The organism is Chryseobacterium sp. A301, from assembly GCF_054489425.1.
In genome coordinates this window covers 320,827-340,696 of record NZ_JBTMWY010000003.1, presented here as the reverse complement: position 1 = coordinate 340,696, position 19,870 = coordinate 320,827, and the positions used below count along the sequence as shown (strand labels likewise).

Below are 19,870 nucleotides of genomic sequence, written 5' to 3'. Positions count from 1 at the left end.
CGCACTCAATACGGAGTGCAACAAAGACGAAAGTAATTTTATGAATGCTCCACAAGCAATTATTGAAAAATTTCAATTAAAAGACGGTCGTGAAGTAACGATCGAGACAGGACGTTTGGCCAAGCAGGCAAACGGATCTGTAGTTGTAAGAATGGGAGGTACGATGCTCCTAGCTACCGTTGTAGCAAACAAAGATGCCAACCCAGGGGTTGATTTCCTTCCCCTTACCGTAGACTACAGAGAAAAATTCTACGCGGGAGGTAAGATCCCAGGAAATTTCTTTAGAAGAGAGGCTAGACCTTCAGACGAAGAAATTTTAACGATGAGATTAGTAGACCGTGTTCTACGTCCCCTTTTTCCTTCAGATTTTCACGCTGAAGTTCAGGTGATGATTTCCTTAATCTCTTACGATAAAGAAGTGATGCCAGAAACCCTAGCGGGTCTTGCAGCTTCCGCTGCCATTGCGGTCACTGATATTCCTTTCAATGGACCCATGTCAGAAGTACGTGTCGTAAGAATTGACGGAGAGTATAGCATCAATCCAAGTATGGAGAATCTTGCAAAAGCAGATCTTGATATTATGGTGGGTGCAACCAAAGATTCAATCGTAATGGTAGAAGGCGAAATGAAAGAAATTTCAGAAGCGGAAATGCTAGAAGCGATTAAATATGCGCACGACGAAATCAAAGTACAAATTGAGGCTCAAGAAAGACTAGCGGCAAGAATTCCTGCGACAGCAGTCAAAAGAACCTATGAGCACGAAACCCATAACGAAGAGATTCGTAAAAAAGTTTGGGAAGAAACATACGATAAAGTATACGAAGTAGCAAAGTCTCCTTCTTCTAAAGAGGAAAGACACGATCGATTTGCAGAAGTTCTTGAATCCTTCTTAGCTCAGTACTCGGAAGAAGAAAGAGTGGAAGTTGCTGGATTTGCAAAAGTATATTACCACGATGTAGAAAAAGAAGCGATGCGTCAAATGATCCTTAATGAAGGGATTCGTTTAGACGGAAGAACGCCTCAAACGATTCGTCCTATTTGGTCCGAAGTAGATTACCTTCCAGGAGCGCACGGTTCTGCCATTTTCACGAGAGGGGAAACTCAGTCTCTTACTGCAGTGACCTTAGGATCTGTGAAAGATGCGAACATGGTGGATTCCGTAGCGATTAACTACGATCAAAAATTCTTCCTTCATTACAACTTCCCACCTTTTTCAACCGGAGAAGCAAGACCTCTTAGAGGAACTTCTAGACGTGAAGTAGGACATGGGAATTTAGCTCAAAGAGCTTTAGAAGGAATGATTCCTGCAGAGAACCCATACACGATTCGTATTGTGTCTGACATCCTTGAGTCAAATGGATCTTCTTCCATGGCGACTGTATGTGCAGGTACTCTCGCTCTTATGGATGCAGGGGTTAAAATTTCAAAACCAGTTTCAGGGATCGCAATGGGGTTAATTACAGACCCTAAATCAGGTAAATTCCAAGTTCTATCGGACATCTTAGGGGATGAAGATCACCTAGGAGACATGGACTTTAAAGTGACCGGTACAGCGGACGGAATCACAGCTTGTCAAATGGACATTAAGATTGAAGGCCTTTCTATGGACATCATGGAAACTGCCTTAAACCAAGCAAGAGAAGGAAGACTTCATATTCTTGGTGAAATTCTTAAAACGCTAGATGCACCAAGAGAAGATGTGAAACCACATGCACCGAAAATGGAAATTCTTGAAATTGGAAAAGAGTTTATCGGAGCCGTAATTGGACCTGGTGGAAAAATCATTCAACAGTTACAAAAAGATACCGATACAGTGATTGCCATTGAAGAGATTGGTGAAATTGGAAGAATTGAAATCGCTGGAACAGACAGAGATAAAATCAATGATGCCATTGCAAGAATTAATGAAATTACATTTGTTCCTACCGTAGGGGAGGTTTACAACGGTACCGTTGTAAAAGTAATGGATTTTGGAGCGTTTGTCGCGATTGCAAAAGGAACCGAAGGACTTCTTCATATTTCAGAGATTGACTGGAAACGTACGGAAAAAGTACCGTATGAGGAAGGGGATCAAGTAGAAGTGAAGTTCTTAGGGTACGACGATCGTAAAAAGATGAAACTTTCTAGAAAAGTTCTTTTACCAAGACCTCCAAGACCGGATCAAAAACCAAGATCAGAGTCTTCTAACCAAGAGGATCAAGCGAACAATTAATTTTTTCTCGCTTACACTATAAATTCCCGCTTCTGCGGGAATTTTTATTTAATTTTCTTTTGTTTTTTCATCTTTTGAATCTTCAAATCCACTCAGGTTGTTTTGGCCTGAAAATTGTCAAATGGGATTAATAAATCTATTGAATATGAGTCCAACATTATTAAGAAGAATTTTGATCTGGGTCGCTCCCCTCGCGATAGGATTCATCGTGAAAAAGTATGAGCAGAGACAGGAGGAAAAATCACTGGCAAAGCGACAAAATTCTTAAAATCAAAAGCAGTCTTTCTAAAGATTGCTTTTTTTCATTCAAAATCATCAAGCTTAATGGGTACAACTTCTTTTCTAAAGGAGGGAATTGCGGGGACCTAATTGTCCTGTCGACTGCTCATACTCTAAATAAGACTTATATCCTTTTCGTTTCGGGTCGTTTTTGCCAGCGTATTCGTAAGAAGAGAAAGGGAATTAACTTCGAGATAAGCCTTATTTTCTCTCTTCTTTGTAAACATATGTTTAAAATATAAATAATTATTAATCAACTCGTTGGCTTTAAAATTGAAAGGTAGGTTGCAGAGGGTAGGGTGTTTTGGCATAAAATTTTCAATAGTTGCTACCATTAAAAGTAAAATTTAAAAGTAACTGTAAAATTTAATAGTATGAATACTTTAAAAAAATCAATCCTAGCCGCTGGATTATTAACGGCAGGTATCGTAAGTGCACAGTCAGCTGATATGCGTAATATTTTGAAAGTGGGTGTAAATGCAGGAGCTGCAGTACCTGCAGAAAATGCATCGGCTGCGGTCGGAGTTGAAGTGGCATATCAAAATCTAATCACTCCTGGATTTGGATTGGGGGTTGCCACAGGGTACTCTCATTATTTTGGACGTGAAAATGATGTAAATGGTGTAACCGTAAATAACAACGATTTCGGTGTTGTGCCCGTTGCAGCCTTAATCCGTGTATATCCAAGACAGACCGGATTCTATTTAGGTACGGATGTCGGATACGGATTTATTACAGGTGACGATAAGGTAGCTTCTAACACAGGATTAATGGTCGATCGTCCAGACGGAGGATTCTACATTAAACCAGAGATTGGATACCATAACCAAGATTGGAATTTCTCTGTTCAATACCAAAAGGTATTTACAGGTGACAAAGGAGAGATTGGAGACCAAAAATACAATGCAGGAGCATTGGGCGTAGGGGTTTCTTATAATATTCCTTTAGGCCGATAGGTCCAAGAAAGTTTAAATTAGGACCTCCTCATTGATTGGGGAGGTTTTTTTTTCGTGGTTTTAAGAAAGTTTTTTTATCTTTGAGAGTAAACGTACACCTATGAGTCCTAAAACGAAATTTCCACTCTATTCGCCTGGAAGTGAGTGCGAAATTAATAAAAATAACAACCTGCTAGTTGCTGACCTTCGAAAGGATCAGAGTGTATTAGGGGTCTATGATTGCAAAAATGGGGAAATTACCCTACGAATCGAGAAGACGTATCCCACGTCCGATTTTGAATCCTTTACGCAGATGGCCAAAGGCTTTATTTCTGAATTGCAATTAGAATCTATCAAAAAGTTTTCAATTGCCGTGCCTGGACCTGTGATTAACGGGAAATGCGAAACGCCCAATTTACCTTGGGGGTTAGAGGCGGAAAGCATTCAGAAAGATCTGAATCTGGAAAAAGTATATTTGGTTAATGATTTAGAAGCCACTGCCTATTCTTTGTCGGATGTTTATGATAGCAATTTTGAGATTATTCACTCTTCCAAAGACCGTCGCCGAGGAAATGTGGCACTACTTGCTCCTGGAAATGGGCTTGGAGAAGCTGGACTTTTCTATGACGGTACCTTTTTACGGCCGTTCGCCACAGAGGGAGGCCATACTGAGTTTTCACCTAGAAATGACTTTGAAGTTCAATTTTATCAATTCCTAACCAAGATTTATGGAATTGTCACTTGGGAAACCGTTCTTTCTAAAGACGGACTTTACAACATCTATCGTTTCCTGAGAGATGTAGGCCGACACGAAGAAGAGCCTTGGTTAACCGAAAGACTTAAAAATGAAGAGTTTCTAACGGTCTTCGCAGAGGTTGCAAGAGAAAAAAAATCAAGGTTAGTTAAACTAACGCTAAACATGTTTTTGGAGTTTTTAGCGAGAGAATCAAACAGTCTTGTGTTAAAATTAAAAGCGACCGGCGGTTTAATCATTACGGGGGATATTACCCAGGAACTTAATGATCTAATCGACCACCAGAAGTTTTATAAGAACTTTAAGATTTCTGACCGTATGGAGCATCTACTTAAAGATATTCCAATTTACATTCTAAAAAATAAGAAAGGTATTTTAGAAGGGGCCGCTTATTATGGCGCCTTTAGAGAAATGAACTAATATTAACCCATGTAACGCTCGGGAATGTTTTTCTGAGGGTTTGGATAGGAGAGCAGGAAAGATACTTTCCTGCTCTTTTAAGTAGGAGAATCTTTCAAGAAAAAGAATCAAGATGCAAGAAAAAACGAACATTTTTGTGATAAGCGGTCTTGGAGCAGATTTTTCCGTGCTACAGAGACTGGAATTTCCCCCAGAGCTCAATGTGGTTTTTTTGGATTGGCTTATGCCGGAGAAAAAGGAAAGTTTTAGCCATTACGTACATAGAATGGCAGAGAGAGTGGACGATTCCCAGCCTTTTTATTTGTTAGGATATTCTTTTGGTGGACTTGTTGTTCAGGAGATTTCAAGAATTAAACCGGCCCAAAAGACCATTATTTTAGGAAGTATTCGGAGTGGAAAAGAAAAGTCCTCTCTTCTAAGGGCGGGTGAGATGACAAGGCTTTTTAGATATGTTCCTGCCGGACTTTTAGACCCCAATTTGAAAGTGATGAAATATGCTCTGCATTATTTGTTTGGTGCCACGAGTTCAAATGTTTTGAATTATTTCACAGTTCGGGATAACCGTTATCTAAAATGGAGTCTAAATCAAATTGCTCATTGGCGTGCAGAGCCACTAGAGGGGGTGATTCAAATATTAGGCGATAAGGACCATATTTTCCCGATTAAAAATTCTCAACCCGACTATGTGATTTCTGGAGGGACCCATCTTTTTCCGGTCACAAAAAGTAGGGAAGTATCCTCCATCATTAAGGAGGTTCTCAACTTGAAAGATTAAGAGATTAATAGTATCTTTGTTTTGTTATCATAAGTTATGCAATCAATAAGTGTTTTTGAAATTATTAAAGTCGGCATAGGGCCGTCAAGCTCCCATACCATGGGGCCTTGGAATGCAGCCGAACTTTTTATTAATTTAATCGAGAGAAGTAGACCGATTTCTGAGGTGAGCGAAGTGTTTGTAGAATTCTTCGGTTCGCTTGCGAAAACAGGGATTGGGCATGGAACCGACATTGCCGGAATGCTTGGTTTGTCGGGAGAGAACTTCCAAACCATAGATACCAATCTAATCGATCAAAAGGTTGAGGAGATAAAGAGCTTGCAAAAACTTTGTTTAGCGGGGAAATCATGGGTTCCTTTTGTCTACGGACATCATTTGATTCTAAACAAAACCAAAAGTCTAGATTTCCATCCGAACGGCATGATCTTTAAGGCTGTCTTTAAGGACGGTGAAGAGATTTCTCAAGATTATTATTCTGTGGGCGGTGGCTTTGTGGCGACTAAAGAGGACAATTCGATTGAAGAGTATAGTGTCCGCACCCTTTATCCTTGTCACAGTGGAGAAGATATCCTTCGCAATGTAGAAAAGCACAATTTGCCTCGCATCTCTGATCTTGTGTACTTAAATGAAGAGAGCTGGCGAACCAAAAAGCAAATTGATGAGCACGCACTTTATATTTGGGATCAAATTCAAACTTGCGTTTACAAAGGTGTAAACAAAGAGGGAACGCTTCCTGGCGGTCTAAATGTAAGTAGACGTGCTGCAGGATTAAACCGAAAATTATTAGGTGAAAAGACCTATCAAAATCAAAAGCAGTGGTTTCAAATGCTTGTGGAAGCAGACCAATCTTTTAATTCCATAAACAAATGGGTTACTTGCTACGCACTAGCTGTGAACGAAGAAAATGCAAGTTTTGGGCGCATTATTACCGCACCGACCAATGGAGCGAGTGGAGTGATTCCAGCAGTTCTTATGTATTCCCAAACCTTTACCCCTCACCAGGGAAAAGATCAGATTATTCGATTTTTACTCGTCGCTGGCGAAATTGGCACTTTGTTCAAAAAGAATGCGACAATTTCTGCAGCCATGGGAGGATGCCAAGCAGAAATTGGAGTTTCTTCCGCCATGGCCGCGGCTGGTCTTACTGAAATCATGGGAGGAACGCCGGGACAGGTCCTTATGGCAGCAGAAATAGCCATGGAACATCATTTAGGTCTTACTTGTGATCCTATTCGGGGACTGGTGCAAATTCCATGTATTGAACGAAATTCCATGGGAGCGATGAAAGCGATCACAGCTGCGAACATTGCAATTGAGAGCGACCCTTCGAAAGCTCGCGTTACTTTAGACGAGGTGACAAGATCTATGTGGGATACCGCTCAAAGTATGAGTGATCGATTTAAAGAAACCTCTGAAGGAGGACTCGCTATTGCGGTCAATGTACCGGAATGCTAGGAGAGTTACTTTTCTTCTAGAATCGGTCGAATACGATTTGCGTTCAAAATGAGTTCCTCTAAAAGTTCGTAGTTTTCTTTTTCAAGTGCACTTTTAAATTTTCGAAGTTGCGAGATATGCTCATTCAATACATCGAGTACGTTTTCCTTATTTTGTTTGAAGATAGGAACCCACATATCTGGGTGTGATTTTGCGAGTCGAACGGTGGAGGAAAATCCAGAACTGGCCAATTGAAAAATGGTGTCCTCTTCTCTTTCTTTTTCCAAGACGGTATTCGCAAGTGCGTAAGATGTAATATGGGATATGTGTGAGATGTAAGCTGTGTGCAAATCATGGTCCCTTGCACTCATATGCAAAATATTCATTCCTAGACTGCGAACTAGGGATTCTACTGTATCTAGCGCATCTTTATCGGATTTTTCGGGATCACAAATAACACCGGCTTTTGACTCAAAGCTGTCCAATTGTGCCGATTCCGGTCCGCTGTTCTCTGTTCCCCACATAGGGTGAAAAGCAACGAAGCGACCTCGCATCTGATGGGCTTCCACAGCCTCAGCAATGCCTTGTTTGGTAGAACCCACATCCATCACGACGCTCGAGCGAGAGATTCGATCGAGGATACTTGGGAGTATTTTTTGAGTGACATCCACAGGGACAGCCAGTACGACCAGATCGGTGTTCTGGGGCAAAGTATCTGGCGAGGAGATCTCATCAATAATTCCAAGCTTTAAAGCGGTTTGCAAGTGCGTGGAATCCAAATCAATTCCATAGACTTTTTGCGCCAGGCCTTGTTCTTTTAACCGGAGCATTAAGGAGCCTCCTATGAGTCCCGTTCCAAATAAAGCAATAGTCATGAGTTATAGCCCATTAAGGGATTTAAAATTGGCTTTTTCATCGCATTTTTCGAAGGCAATTTCATAGCGTGGATTCTTTTTTGGGTACTGAATAACGTACTGAGGACAAGGCTTTTTTTGCGCATCACTGCGCGTGAAATCGACTTCCCCTTTCGTGATTATACTGTCTTTAAGGAATTCAGGTGTGACGCCTTGATCCTTCATCTGCTGAGTAAATGTGGGGTCGTAAAAAAAATCTTTACTTAAGGTTTCTGCAACCACCCGACTGTTGGGTAGATACCCCGTACACGTGGCTCCTTTTTTATTAAGTATGAAAAATACCAGGATAATTCCGGGAATTAGACCGATCAGATAAAATTTTAGTTTTCGCATGAGTTTATGTGGCATGTGGACGCAAATGAAGTCCTACTTGCTCTTGTTTTCTTATTAAAAAATGAGGAGATTAATGTCGTGGTAGGTAAGATCAAATCGATCGCATACCGATTTGTTTGTGTGTCGTCCTTTGTACATGTAGAGGGACTCTTTCATCTGGGCCTGATGCATTAGCATATTGTCAAATCCTCCTTCTTGGTCGTAATTTAAAATATAGGACAAAAAGAAATTAGAAATTGCCTTTGTGGTCGTTCTAGGAATACGGGAAGTTAGGTTGGGAAGTCCACAGTGAATAACATCGTGGCGGATAAAAAAAGGATCCTCCATGGTAGTGAGTTCGGAGGTTTCCGAGACCTTCCCATGATCGATCGTTATGTCGATTAGGACACTTCCTTTTTTCATTTTCAGTACCATTTCCTCAGTGATCACCGGGGTTTCATTTAAAGACGGCAATGCTCCAATCACCACGTCGGCACGTCGCAGGCTTTTAGAAAGCTCTTTTGGATCAATAATGGAAGTAGGAACTCGACCGTCGACAAGCGTATGGAGTCGGCGCAATTTGGATAAGGAGTTGTCAAATACCTTTACGCTTGCCCCTAGTCCTATGGCGGCTTTCGTAGCAAACTCGCCTACAATTCCAGCGCCAATTACGAGGACTTCCGTAGGACGAACTCCCGTGATGCCCCCAAGCATAAGACCGTTGGAAAGTGCCAAAAGTTCGGATGCGTAGAGAATTGAAGTGGTTCCTGCAATTTCTCCGATGAGCCTTACGAGTGCAAGTTGATGGTAATCGTCTGTGATGAATTCAAAACCAATAGCGTTGATTTTTTGTTCGGCTAGTTTTAGAAAGTATTCTTTGTCCCGTAGATTGATTTGCAAAGCCGAAATAAGGTGAGTCCCTGTTTTTAAGTAATCAATCTCTTCAAGGGTAGGAGGATTGATTTTCATAATGAGCTCTTGACCAAATGCTTCCTTGGGATCGGTCGTGATTCTAGCCCCTGCCTCTACATATTGAATGTCTGAAAAGAACGAACCGTTCCCGGCCCCTTGTTCCACAATGATTTGATGACCGTGGTCGGTTAAGACTTGAACAGCGTCCGGCGTAAGGCAAGTCCTTCGCTCATTTAAACAAGTTTCTTTGGGAAGTCCAATTGTGAATTTTTTTCCTTTTTTAAACACTTCAAGTTTTTCCTCTTTGGGTAAGAGGTCCTTTTCCGTGAATGGAGTAAAAATCGTACCGCTCATAGGTGGTTTTGTATTAATAGTAATTCAGTCGCAAAGATACAAATATCCTAAACTTATAGAGGTAAGGACTACTGAAAGTAAACCTTTCGTTTCTCAAGAGAATTTTCAATGCGGAGTTCGTGGTAACCCTCACTTTTCAGTTCCTCTTCAAATACCTCGGGCCATTCCACGATACAAAGGGTATTGGGCTGCTCAAGATAGTCTTCAATTCCAATGTCATACACTTCTTCTTTCGATTGAAGGCGGTACAAATCAAAATGATATATTTTTAGTTTTGAACCTTGGTAGGTGTTTACGAGGGCGTAGGTAGGGGAGCTAACCGAATCGGGGCTGCCGAGCTGGCGAACAAGTTCCTTCGTAAAGGTTGTTTTTCCGGCTCCCAGATTGCCTTTTAAAAGCAAAACGGGCTGCTTCTCGATTTGAGGAAGGAGTTCTTTTACGACTTCAGGCCACTGCTCTAGAGAGGTAAGTTCAAATTGCAAAGGAGTCATGGAATTCAGGTTTAACGGTAAATTTGAACTTCGATTTTTCCTTCGCTCGTAACTGTACCTCGGTACATTCCCGCTGTATTGAACGGCATAGCGACATTTCCATTTTTGTCGAGGGCGATGAGTCCTCCGTCACCCCCTAAAGCCTCAATTTCTGCAATAACTTCAGAGCCTGCGGTTTGGATGTCTTTGTTTTGGTATTGCATTTTTGCGGCAAGGGTTCTTGCGGCTGTGGTGCGAATGAAGTATTCTCCCCATCCGGTACCTGAGATTCCGACCCACTCGTTTGCATAGGTGCCTGCACCAATCAAAGGAGAGTCACCGACACGGTTCCATTTCTTACCGGTCATTCCTCCTGTAGAGGTTCCAGCGGCAAGGTTTCCTTCTTTGTCTAATGCAACCGCGCCAACCGTTCCGAATTTATAATCCACATCTAAAAAGCTAGGTTGGGTTCGAGAAGTAGTCGATTTTTCATTTTCGGTTTTTTTAAGAAACTTTTGCAAAGATTGGAAGCGGTCTTCCGTATAAAAATAGTCAGGGGAGACGATTTCTAATTTTTGTTCGTGTGCAAATACTTCTGCACCTTTTCCTACTAACAAAACATGGGGTGAATTGCGCATAACGGCAATGGCCGCTTTGATAGGGTTCTTAATTGTGGTTACGCCCGCAACGGCTCCGGCGTCTAGGTTTTTGCTGTACATGATTGCTGCATCCATTTCATTCTTCCCTTCCGCGGTGAAGACGGCCCCTTTTCCGGCATTAAAAAGGGGTGAATTTTCAAGGATTTCAATGGCGGCCTCTACGGCCTGCACGGCGCTTTCGCCTTTTTCAATTTGAAGATATCCGGCCTTTAGAGCCTCAGAGAGTTTGGCTTTGTAAGCCACTTCCTTTTCGGGCGTCATGTTTTGTTTGGTGATGGTTCCTGCGCCCCCGTGTAGAACGAGAACATATTTCTCTTGAGAGAACAGAAGGGAAAAGAGACATAGAAAGGGTAAAAGGAAATAATTCTTCATTGAAAGTAGTTTTAATCAATCAAAGATAGAAATTAATCATTCAAGAAAGGGAGGTGTGACTAGGAAATTTCGAAGCAGACACGTATTTCAAGCTTTGCAACGAAAGAAACCAGGGTGTGATAGATTATTCCCTAGGAGCGGTCGCTTGCTTTTCCAAAAAGAATTTTTAAAATGACTGGGATCGTAGTGAACACGACAAGAAGAAGAACGATGAGTCCCAAGTGTTCTTTTAAGTCAATTCCAAATTCATGTATAAATAACTGGTCAAGGTAATGACCTGCAAAAACGAGGATAAACGACCAAAGGACTCCTCCAATAATATTGTCAAGAAGAAATCTTTTTTTGTCCATTTTTACGATACCGGCTACGATGGGAACGAACGTCCGTACGATAGGAAGGAATCGAGCGAGAATAATCGCGACGCTTCCGTGCTTTTCGAAAAAATCGTGCGCTTGAAATAGGTATTTCTTTTTGAAAAAGAAGCTATCTTCTCTTTTGTAGAGTGCAGGGCCGGTTTTACGACCAAACCAATATCCAACCTCGTTTCCAACGATGGCAGAGAGGGCAATGCAAAAAGCTAGGATGGTGGTGTCCAGAAATCCACTTTGGGTACTTCCAAACGTGGTTTGTATGATTTCGACCGAGTAAATTCCAGAAATGAAAAGTAGACTATCGCCTGGAAGGAAAAAGCCTACAAAAAGGCCTGTTTCCGCAAAGATTATAAATATGATAAGCCAAAATCCTCCAATCTTAATGTAAAACTCTGGATTCAGTAAATCCTTCCAACTTTCGAAATGCTCCATTCATATTATCTCTAGCTACAAAAATAATTGAAAAAAAACCGAATGAGAAATTATTATGATTATTTAACAGAGTCCAATGTGAAATTTTTTCTGGCTCTACTTTTTTTGCGGGAGGGAGACTGGGTTTTCGCCTTACGGTTTAAAGTCCTAACTCGTTGTCGTCCTGATGGCCGCTTCCATCGGCCATTAAGAAGGCTTTTAAGAAGGGCGTTAAATCTCCATTCATCACGCCGTCGACATCAGAGGTTTCGTGACTACTTCGTACGTCCTTAACGAGTTTGTAAGGATGCATGACATAATTCCGAATTTGACTTCCCCATTCTATTTTCATCTTTCCGGCTTCAATTTCATTTCTGGCCCGCATTCGTTCTTCGAGTTCCATTTCGTAGAGTCTCGATTTTAGAAGTTGCATGGCTTTCTCCTTGTTTTGAAGTTGAGAACGGCTTTCTGAATTTTCAATAATGATTCCGGTAGGTGCGTGACGAAGTCTCACAGCTGTTTCCACTTTGTTTACGTTTTGTCCCCCAGCACCTGAGGAGCGCATCGTTTCGAAAGAAATATCAGCAGGATTGATTTGGATGTCAATGGTGTCATCTACCAGAGGATAGACATAAACCGAGACAAAACTTGTATGGCGCTTTGCATTCGAATCAAAGGGTGAGATACGAACCAGCCTGTGTACTCCGTTCTCGCCTTTTAAGTATCCAAAGGCGTAATCCCCCTCGATTTCTAAGGTCACGGTCTTCACTCCTGCCACATCGCCTTCTTGAAAGTTGAGTTCTCGAACTTTGTAACCCTGGTTCTGTGCCCACATTAGATACATTCGCATAAGCATAGAGGCCCAATCGCAACTTTCGGTTCCGCCGGCTCCAGCCGTGATTTGAAGTACGCACGAGAGTTCATCCCCTTCTTGCGAAAGCATATTTTTAAATTCAAGATCTTCTACCTTCTCCACTAGCAAAGGGAATTGCAATTGCAATTCGGCTTCGCTTTCGGGGTCTTCTTTTGCAAATTCAACGAGTACTTGTAAATCTTCAAACGTGCTTTGGATTTCATTATAGGCCTCAACCCATTTTTTCTTCGTTCGAAGTTGCTTTAGAAAAAGTTCAGCTTCTTTTGGTTCGTTCCAAAAATCAGGAGCCGTCGTTTTTTCCTCTTCGTTTTGAATTTCAATTGATTTTTTCTCAATATGAAGAAATTGGTACAGAGACTCGATTCGGGATTGTATATCTTTTAATTGATCAGAACTTATCACACATTTGATTTTTGCAAAGATAGGATTTTGACATTTTAGAAAAGGGAAATATTATTTTACTCTAATGGGGCCCTCAAAAGGATTGGAACTCTGCAAGAGGCACCTAAAGGAACCTTCTCAATCCTTACAAGCAGGATTGGGCCAGAGTCTTATTATTTTTGAAAGTGGTCTTATTCCCCAAGGTTCATATCCTCAGTAGGATCGAGGGAGTCGTTATGAGCGAATCCAATCTGACGACGAGGGAGTTCTTGTACTTTATAAGAGTTTAATTCTATTTTAAGGGCTTCGATTCGACGCGAAAAGACATCGTAATCACTTGCGCTCACTTCGTAGATGAAATCCTGTACAGAGTTTAAGTATTCCTCTGTAAGTTTGCCTGTTGCTTCTGCTAGACTATGTTGAAGCAATTTCGCATCGATTTTGAAATGAGGAGTTTTGAGCTTTAAGTACTGGGTACGCAGACGTTTTTTAAAACTTTGTGTAAAATCAATCACCATCGTATTGCTGAAAAGTTTCATTTTTTCTGTCACAGGAGTCCAGAAGGGTTTCTGATCGGCTTTGTTGAACTTAAGGATTTGAAGAAGTAGAGCATCTTTCTCTAGGTTCATGGTGAGGTATCGCATAATCATTTGAGCGCGTTCGTCTCGGTTGGGCGGGAACACAGGGATCCGCACATCAAATCGTCCGGGTGCAAAGACCTCACTATCCATCCCAGAGAGTGTATCTGCTGCGACGACCATGAGTAGCTTTTCATTTACAAACTGATGAATCGAATGCAAAATGATGTCTTTTACTTCCTCAGTACTGGAATGTTGGTCGTGCTCGCTAGAGCGTTCCCTTGCGATGGAGTCAAAGTTTTCCATGAAAAGAAGTACCTTCGATTCCTTCATCATAGTGGTCAGAAAATCGGTGAAATCCGTCTTCTCGCCATTGATGAAAGAGGTTCCTAAATAGGCGTTTTTCACGGCTTTAAACTCATAGTCGATGATTTCTGCCATTTTTCGTGCCCAGAAAATCTTTCCACTCCCCTTAGGACCGTAGAGAATGATGCCGGCCGGTTTGTAAATCCCCCAATCTTTCGTTTGTTGGGGGTCAATGAAGGGGTGGAGCATTTCCGTAATGTGAAAATACAAATCGCGGTATCCTATGAAATCACGTTGAGCGAGGGGAGTTTTCTTTCCGAAGTAATCGTAGACAAACTTATAGTTTCCGCCTAATGCATGGTCAATGCCGTAGCTAGAGACTGAGGATTTATAAACGCCGTTTTCAAATAAATTGGGCTTTTGTTTTTTGATAATAGTTTCTACCTCCTCTACGGGTTGGTTAATCTGCTTTGCAATTTGTTTAGAGGTTTTTTCTTCCACTAAGTCTTTTTCATATCGAATCAAAAAGGCCTTGTTTTCCCTAGCAAATTTTAAAAAATCATCTTTCACTTCTAAATTGGGATAGAGGCATTCTTGCAAATCCAAATCGAAATCGTCAATAAATTGTTTGATGCTATAGGTAGAGACGCCAAGTTCAAGCGCTAAATCGGTAATTTTCATAGGCTAAATATAATTAATTTTTAAGACTAAAGCTTAAGGAAGGGGTCGTTTTTCGACCCTGCAAAAGAAAGCTCAAAAAATGTGCCCCCGAAACCTGCGCCTTAGCACAACATTTGTACAAATTCCTTAAATTTGCCAACTTGCAAGAATCATGTAGCGATTTTGCATACAAATAAATCAATTCGATATGACCTCACAAAAGATACGTGCACAATTTTTAGAGTTTTTTAAAAGCAAAGAACACCTAATTGTACCTTCGGCTCCTATTGTCTTAAAAGACGATCCTACACTTATGTTTTCCAATTCAGGAATGACTCAGTTTAAAGATTATTTTCTTGGATATAAATCCCCGAAAGCGCCGCGAATTGCAGATACGCAAAAGTGTTTGAGAGTTTCTGGGAAACACAATGATTTGGACGATGTCGGCCGCGATACGTACCACCACACGATGTTTGAGATGCTAGGAAATTGGTCTTTTGGCGATTACTTCAAAAAGCAGGCAATAGACTGGGCATGGGAACTACTAACGGAGGTTTATAAAATCCCGAAAGAGGATTTGTATGTAAGTGTGTTTCAAGGAGATTTAAAAGAAAATTTGGAGCGTGATCAAGAGGCATACGATTTGTGGTTAAATCACGTCTCAGCAGATCGAATCGTGGAAGGAAATAAAAAAGATAATTTCTGGGAAATGGGAGAGAGCGGCCCTTGCGGTCCTTGCTCCGAAATTCACGTGGATTTGCGAAGTGAGGAAGAAAAAGAACTTGTAAAAGGCTCAGAACTTGTAAACCAAGATCATCCACAAGTGGTTGAGATTTGGAATTTAGTCTTCATGGAATTCAACCGCAAAGCGGACGGGAGCCTAGAGAAGCTACCGAATCGACATGTAGATACGGGAATGGGATTTGAAAGGCTTTGTATGGCTCTTCAAAAGAAATCCTCCAATTACGATACCGATGTTTTTACTCCCCTAATTGAGAAAGTAGAATCTTTATCAGGAGAAACCTATACAGGGATTTTAGAGAACTCCAAAGACATTGCCATTCGCGTGGTGGTGGATCACATTCGTGCGGTTGCCTTTGCGATTGCAGATGGGCAGCTGCCTTCCAATACAGGAGCAGGGTATGTGATTCGACGCATTTTGCGACGCGCAATCTCTTATTCTTACCGATTCCTAGGCATGAACAGAGCCTTTTTGTATGAACTTGTTGAAGTATTAGATGGCCAAATGGGCGATTATTTCAAAGAGCTTCGCAAAGAGAAAAAACTAATCACAGAAGTAATCAAAGAAGAAGAGATTTCCTTTTTGAAAACCATTGAAACAGGGCTACTTCGTCTTGATCATACCATAAAAGAAACCATCGCCAACGGGGATACCACGCTTCCTGGAGACCGAGTGTTTGAACTTTACGATACCTATGGATTCCCTGTGGATCTCTCTCGAATCATTGCACAAGAACGTCATTTGTCAGTGGATGAAGAGGGGTTTGACGCGGAGATGCAAAAACAAAAGCAAAGAAGCAAAAAGGACTCTGCAGGTAAAGTCTATGACTGGGTCGTTTTAGAGGAAAAGAGTGAGAAATTTGTAGGATACGACGTGCTTGAGACCAAGTGTTCCATTACACGTTACCGCAAGGTTGAAAACAAAGACGGAGAGTTTTTCCAAATTGTTTTGGATCAATCGCCATTCTATCCCGAAGGAGGAGGGCAAGTAGGGGACCATGGAATTTTAATTCCAAGTTATGCAACGCACTTCGACCTTTCTGCACCCGAATTATACAACGTGGAGAACAACCCTGAGGTGCTTGAAGTATTAGATACCAAAAAAGAAAACAATTTAATTGTCTCTTTAATAAGCGAACTTCCAAAGGATGTCGGCGCAGTTTTCTATGCGCGAGTCGAGGGAGCAAGAAGAAAAAGTACCGAAGCAAATCACTCGGCAACGCATTTATTGCATGAAGCGCTTCGTGAAGTACTGGGTACGCACGTGGAACAAAAAGGTTCGTTCGTGGGTCCTGAGTATTTGCGATTTGATTTTTCGCATTTCTCGAAACTCACTGCAGAAGAATTGCAAGAAGTGGAAGAGAAAGTAAAGCGCAAAATTCAGAAAAACATTTCCCTAAAAGAATACCGAGAAATCCCTATGGCAGAAGCCGTGGAGAAAGGAGCTATGGCTCTGTTCGGGGAAAAATATGGCGATCAAGTTCGTATGATTCAGTTTGACAGTTCAAAAGAACTGTGTGGAGGAACCCATGTACGTTCCACCGGTGAAATTGGTCTTTTTAAAATTGTATCGGAAAGCTCAACCGCGGCTGGAATCAGAAGGATCGAGGCCATTTCTGGCCAGGCAGCCATGAACTATTATAAAGATTTAGAATCGACCCTTACTTCTTTAGGAGGTCTTTTAAAATCAAAAGATCTTCGCAAATCCATTGAAAAATTGCTGGAAGAAAACCAACAGCTAAAAGCGGAGTTAGAAATTAGTAAGAAAAGCCAAGCGGTCGCACAGACAGAAGAATGGAAGAATCAGTATGAAGCAAAAGAGGGAAGAAATACACTCGTGAAAAAAACCTCACTTGATGCCTCTAGCATAAAAGATTTAGTTTTTGAATTAAAGAAACAAGTGCCTCAGTCCTTGACGGTCATTATTTCTGATCATGGAAATAAACCCCTAATTACGGTCGGTGTTTCTTCTGATCTTGAGGATAAATTCAATGCAGGACAAATTGTGAAGGATCTCGCCAAAGAAATTCAAGGCGGCGGCGGTGGAAATGTAGGTTTTGCCACGGCAGGAGGTAAAAACCTTGAGGGCATTGAAAATGCATATCAAAAAGCCTTAAGCCTTTAACAAAAGACGAAATAGAAACCACATAAGAAGAAATTAGCATCGTTACGATGCTTTTTTCGTCTTTTTTTTCCATGGAGTGCTAGGCATGTTTAGAATTTGTTTAATTTCATTCCTCTCAAATACACAAACGATGAGTCGACTTCTCTTTTTCCTGGGTCTTTTGGTAAGTTCAGGGGCCTTTTCTCAATCTCAATTGCACTTTGCAAAGGATGCGAACGTAGATTTATCCCAAGTAATTCTTTGGTGTGAGGGAAAAAAACTAGACTCAAAGAAACTTAGTCATGGGCTTGAATTTCAAACTTCCTGTCCTGAAATTCGAGTGCAAGTCGAAGGGTACGAGGATCAAATTCTACAGGTAAAAAAGCAAATGCACGTTCAACTCTCTACGGACCCCGTAAAAGAAAGCAGGATTGAAAGTGTAGTCATTAAAGACCAAAGCGATTCCAAAGCAGTCGAACTTCTTGATAAAGTTCGTAAAAACTATCTGCAAAATTCCCCCTACAGTTTAGCGTCGTTTCTCTACCGGTCTTATGAGAAAGTATCTCTTGATTTAGACAAAGATTCGCTTAGTTTGTATCAAGAGGTACTTGATGCAAAGCGTGATACGATTTCCTTAGAAGCAGAACTTAAGGCAAAAGACAAAAAGAAGAAATCCCCTTGGAATGCGGAAGAAATGCAGCAGGTTGCAAGGGATAGCAAAGGCTTTTTGTGGGAGAGAGCCTTAGAGTACCGACATTCCAAGACACTAGGGGAGAAAACTCTCGTGCTAGACAATCGGATTTCAGGACTAAGTGAACCTTTGTACCGTCTTTTAGCGGTTCGAAGTGATCGCTCCACCATTCCCAAAGTAATTCAGAGTAAAAACAAGAATCTTTATCGGTTTTTTCTGACCGATACCCTCTTCTACGAAGGTCGTGAGACGTATGAGATTAGCTTTCGAGAAATTCGAAAAAGCAAAGTGACGAGCTCCCCAAAATACAATGGAAGGATCCTTATAGATTCACAGAGTTACGGGGTGAAACGTATAGAAAGAGAAAGCAGTTCAGGTTCAAAACGTACGCTAGAAAGTTCTTGGAAACTCCTTGGGGGCAAATGGTTCCTAGAGCGAGAAGATATTGAGATTAAAATTGGCGAGATCAATTTAGCGAAAGACTCTGTTTCGCTGCAAGAAGCACCTGGGTTTGGATATTATGCCCTACTGAACGTAGACTATTTTGATTGGCAGCCCAATGCTCAGTTTGAAAAAGAAGATTTTAAGGGGTATGAGTTTGAAGTGAAAAACTCGGATGGAACCCATCTATCGGAGTATCGAACTCGGCCCTTAAGTTCACGAGAGACTCAAACCTACCTCAAGATCGACAGTTTAGGTCAAAAGCACAATTGGAATCAAGCAGCAGGATTTTTCTCAACCCTAACAAGTGGAAAGTTGCGCGTAGGAAAAGTAGATCTGCTCGCGGAGCATTTCGCTCGGTATTCGAAGTACGAGGGACTCCGCTTGGGTGTAGGAGCGAAACTAAACGAGCACTTTAGTCCGCATTGGTCTCCAGAGGTCTATGTGGGGTATGGATTTAGGGATCGAAAATGGAAATACGGATTGGCTCTCGATTATCTTCCCAGCCTTTCTCGCCATTCGAAGTTAAGAGCGGAGTACTATTCGGATGTAAAGGCCAGTGGGCTTTTCAATGAAGAGCTTTGGAGCTTCAAGATGCAACTGATGAATTCGGGCGTGAACATTAGCAACGAGAAGTATTTTTCAACCCAAGGGGGGAAGCTAAGTTGGGAATACGATTTACTACCTGATCTTACGATGAAAATAGGGGCCAAGAGAGAGCGTAACAAGGCACTTTTCCCCTACAATTTTAAATCCCTGGGAGATGAATTTGATGAGTTTAGTTTTCTAGCCACCTTAAAGTATGCACCGGGATCTAAATCGATGATGACGCCGGGTGGCAAATTTACGTACCATACCGATTTTCCAGAAATCTATTTGCACTATGAGCAGGGTCTTTCTCTACTCGGTGGAGAGACAGAATTCAAGAAAATTGAACTTCTCTTTACGCACCAATTTAAAAATCCATGGGGTGTGACGGGTACCCGAGCGTACATGGGGAAAGTCTTTGGAGATACGCCCATATGGAATCAGTTCCAGATGAATGGACTCTCGGGTGAGAAGCTAGCCACGAGTTTCACGCTCACTTCCTACCTTGGATTTGCCACGATGCCTGGAGGTCGATATTTTAACGATCGTTTTGTTGGATATTACTTAACCCATCGACTGCCTTGGTATTTTAAGAGCATAGGTCAGAATACCTCTAGTATTGATGTGCTTTACAAAGGAATTATTGGGGACATGAAATCTCCGCAAAACCATGACCTAGACTTCCATCCATTAAATAAACTTTACCAAGAAGTGGGTCTCGAATGGAACAATTTCTTGAGTTCTTATTTCAATTTAGGGTTCTTTTATCGAGTGGGTCATTACCAAACCCCAGGATTCAAAGGAAATTTCGCCGTTCAGTTAAAATTAAAATTATTAGGGTTTTAGAAGCAGAGTGCCCGATATTATAAACAAAGTAAAAGAGCCCTTTCCGCACAGGAAAAGGCTCTTTTACTTTATAGGG

Annotated in this window: 15 protein-coding genes; 7 read left to right on the top strand and 8 right to left on the bottom strand. The window is 41.5% G+C overall.

Annotated elements, in window-relative coordinates:
• Positions 1-40: 40 nt before the first annotated feature.
• The 5 genes from ACX3PU_RS07450 to ACX3PU_RS07430 all read left to right on the top strand — a co-directional run bounded on the left by ACX3PU_RS07450 (position 41) and on the right by ACX3PU_RS07430 (position 6,830).
• Positions 41-2,212 carry a polyribonucleotide nucleotidyltransferase gene (locus tag ACX3PU_RS07450; RefSeq protein ID WP_459084344.1) on the top strand — a complete coding sequence of 724 codons (2,172 nt, stop codon included), beginning with the start codon at positions 41-43 and terminating at the stop codon, positions 2,210-2,212.
• A gap of 653 nt (positions 2,213-2,865) precedes the next feature.
• Positions 2,866-3,447: a hypothetical protein gene (locus tag ACX3PU_RS07445; protein ID WP_459084343.1), complete on the top strand. Its 582-nt coding sequence runs from the start codon at positions 2,866-2,868 to the stop codon at positions 3,445-3,447.
• A 100-nt stretch (positions 3,448-3,547) separates the two neighbouring features.
• Entirely contained in the window at positions 3,548-4,600 is a 1,053-nt protein-coding gene (locus tag ACX3PU_RS07440) for a glucokinase (RefSeq protein ID WP_459084342.1), read from the top strand.
• Between the two features lie 112 nt (positions 4,601-4,712).
• Positions 4,713-5,375 carry an alpha/beta hydrolase family protein gene (locus ACX3PU_RS07435; protein WP_459084341.1) on the top strand — a complete coding sequence of 221 codons (663 nt, stop codon included), beginning with the start codon at positions 4,713-4,715 and terminating at the stop codon, positions 5,373-5,375.
• Between the two features lie 36 nt (positions 5,376-5,411).
• Positions 5,412-6,830 (top strand): L-serine ammonia-lyase, encoded by a 1,419-nt coding sequence (locus ACX3PU_RS07430; protein ID WP_459084340.1) that lies wholly within the window; start codon positions 5,412-5,414, stop codon positions 6,828-6,830.
• A 5-nt stretch (positions 6,831-6,835) separates the two neighbouring features.
• Here ACX3PU_RS07430 and ACX3PU_RS07425 read toward each other — a convergent pair whose 3' ends face one another.
• From ACX3PU_RS07425 to ACX3PU_RS07390, 8 genes are all read right to left on the bottom strand, one after another.
• Positions 6,836-7,684: a prephenate dehydrogenase gene (locus tag ACX3PU_RS07425; protein WP_459084338.1), complete on the bottom strand. Its 849-nt coding sequence runs from the start codon at positions 7,682-7,684 to the stop codon at positions 6,836-6,838.
• Between the two features lie 3 nt (positions 7,685-7,687).
• A complete protein-coding gene (locus ACX3PU_RS07420) occupies positions 7,688-8,056 on the bottom strand; it encodes a hypothetical protein (protein WP_459084337.1) in 369 nt (122 codons plus the stop codon).
• A gap of 54 nt (positions 8,057-8,110) precedes the next feature.
• Positions 8,111-9,301, bottom strand: coding sequence for an alanine dehydrogenase (locus tag ACX3PU_RS07415; RefSeq protein ID WP_459084336.1), 1,191 nt, complete (start codon positions 9,299-9,301; stop codon positions 8,111-8,113).
• Between the two features lie 68 nt (positions 9,302-9,369).
• Positions 9,370-9,783, bottom strand: a complete 414-nt coding sequence (gene tsaE / locus ACX3PU_RS07410) for a tRNA (adenosine(37)-N6)-threonylcarbamoyltransferase complex ATPase subunit type 1 TsaE (RefSeq protein WP_459084407.1) — start codon at positions 9,781-9,783, stop codon at positions 9,370-9,372.
• Between the two features lie 20 nt (positions 9,784-9,803).
• Positions 9,804-10,802, bottom strand: a complete 999-nt coding sequence (locus ACX3PU_RS07405) for an isoaspartyl peptidase/L-asparaginase family protein (RefSeq protein ID WP_459084335.1) — start codon at positions 10,800-10,802, stop codon at positions 9,804-9,806.
• Positions 10,803-10,933: 131 nt separating this feature from the next.
• Positions 10,934-11,605 carry a DedA family protein gene (locus ACX3PU_RS07400; protein WP_459084334.1) on the bottom strand — a complete coding sequence of 224 codons (672 nt, stop codon included), beginning with the start codon at positions 11,603-11,605 and terminating at the stop codon, positions 10,934-10,936.
• Positions 11,606-11,744: 139 nt separating this feature from the next.
• Complete coding sequence (gene prfB / locus ACX3PU_RS07395; protein ID WP_459084333.1) at positions 11,745-12,860, bottom strand: peptide chain release factor 2; 1,116 nt, start codon at positions 12,858-12,860, stop codon at positions 11,745-11,747.
• Positions 12,861-13,030: 170 nt separating this feature from the next.
• On the bottom strand, positions 13,031-14,404 hold the full coding sequence (locus ACX3PU_RS07390; RefSeq protein ID WP_459084332.1) for an AAA family ATPase: 1,374 nt from the start codon (positions 14,402-14,404) through the stop codon (positions 13,031-13,033).
• A gap of 187 nt (positions 14,405-14,591) precedes the next feature.
• Between ACX3PU_RS07390 and alaS the strand changes: the two genes are divergently transcribed.
• Both alaS and ACX3PU_RS07380 read left to right on the top strand, forming a co-directional pair.
• Positions 14,592-17,249 (top strand): alanine--tRNA ligase, encoded by a 2,658-nt coding sequence (gene alaS / locus ACX3PU_RS07385; RefSeq protein ID WP_459084331.1) that lies wholly within the window; start codon positions 14,592-14,594, stop codon positions 17,247-17,249.
• A gap of 130 nt (positions 17,250-17,379) precedes the next feature.
• Complete coding sequence (locus ACX3PU_RS07380) at positions 17,380-19,794, top strand: DUF5686 family protein (protein WP_459084329.1); 2,415 nt, start codon at positions 17,380-17,382, stop codon at positions 19,792-19,794.
• Positions 19,795-19,870 lie beyond the last annotated feature (76 nt).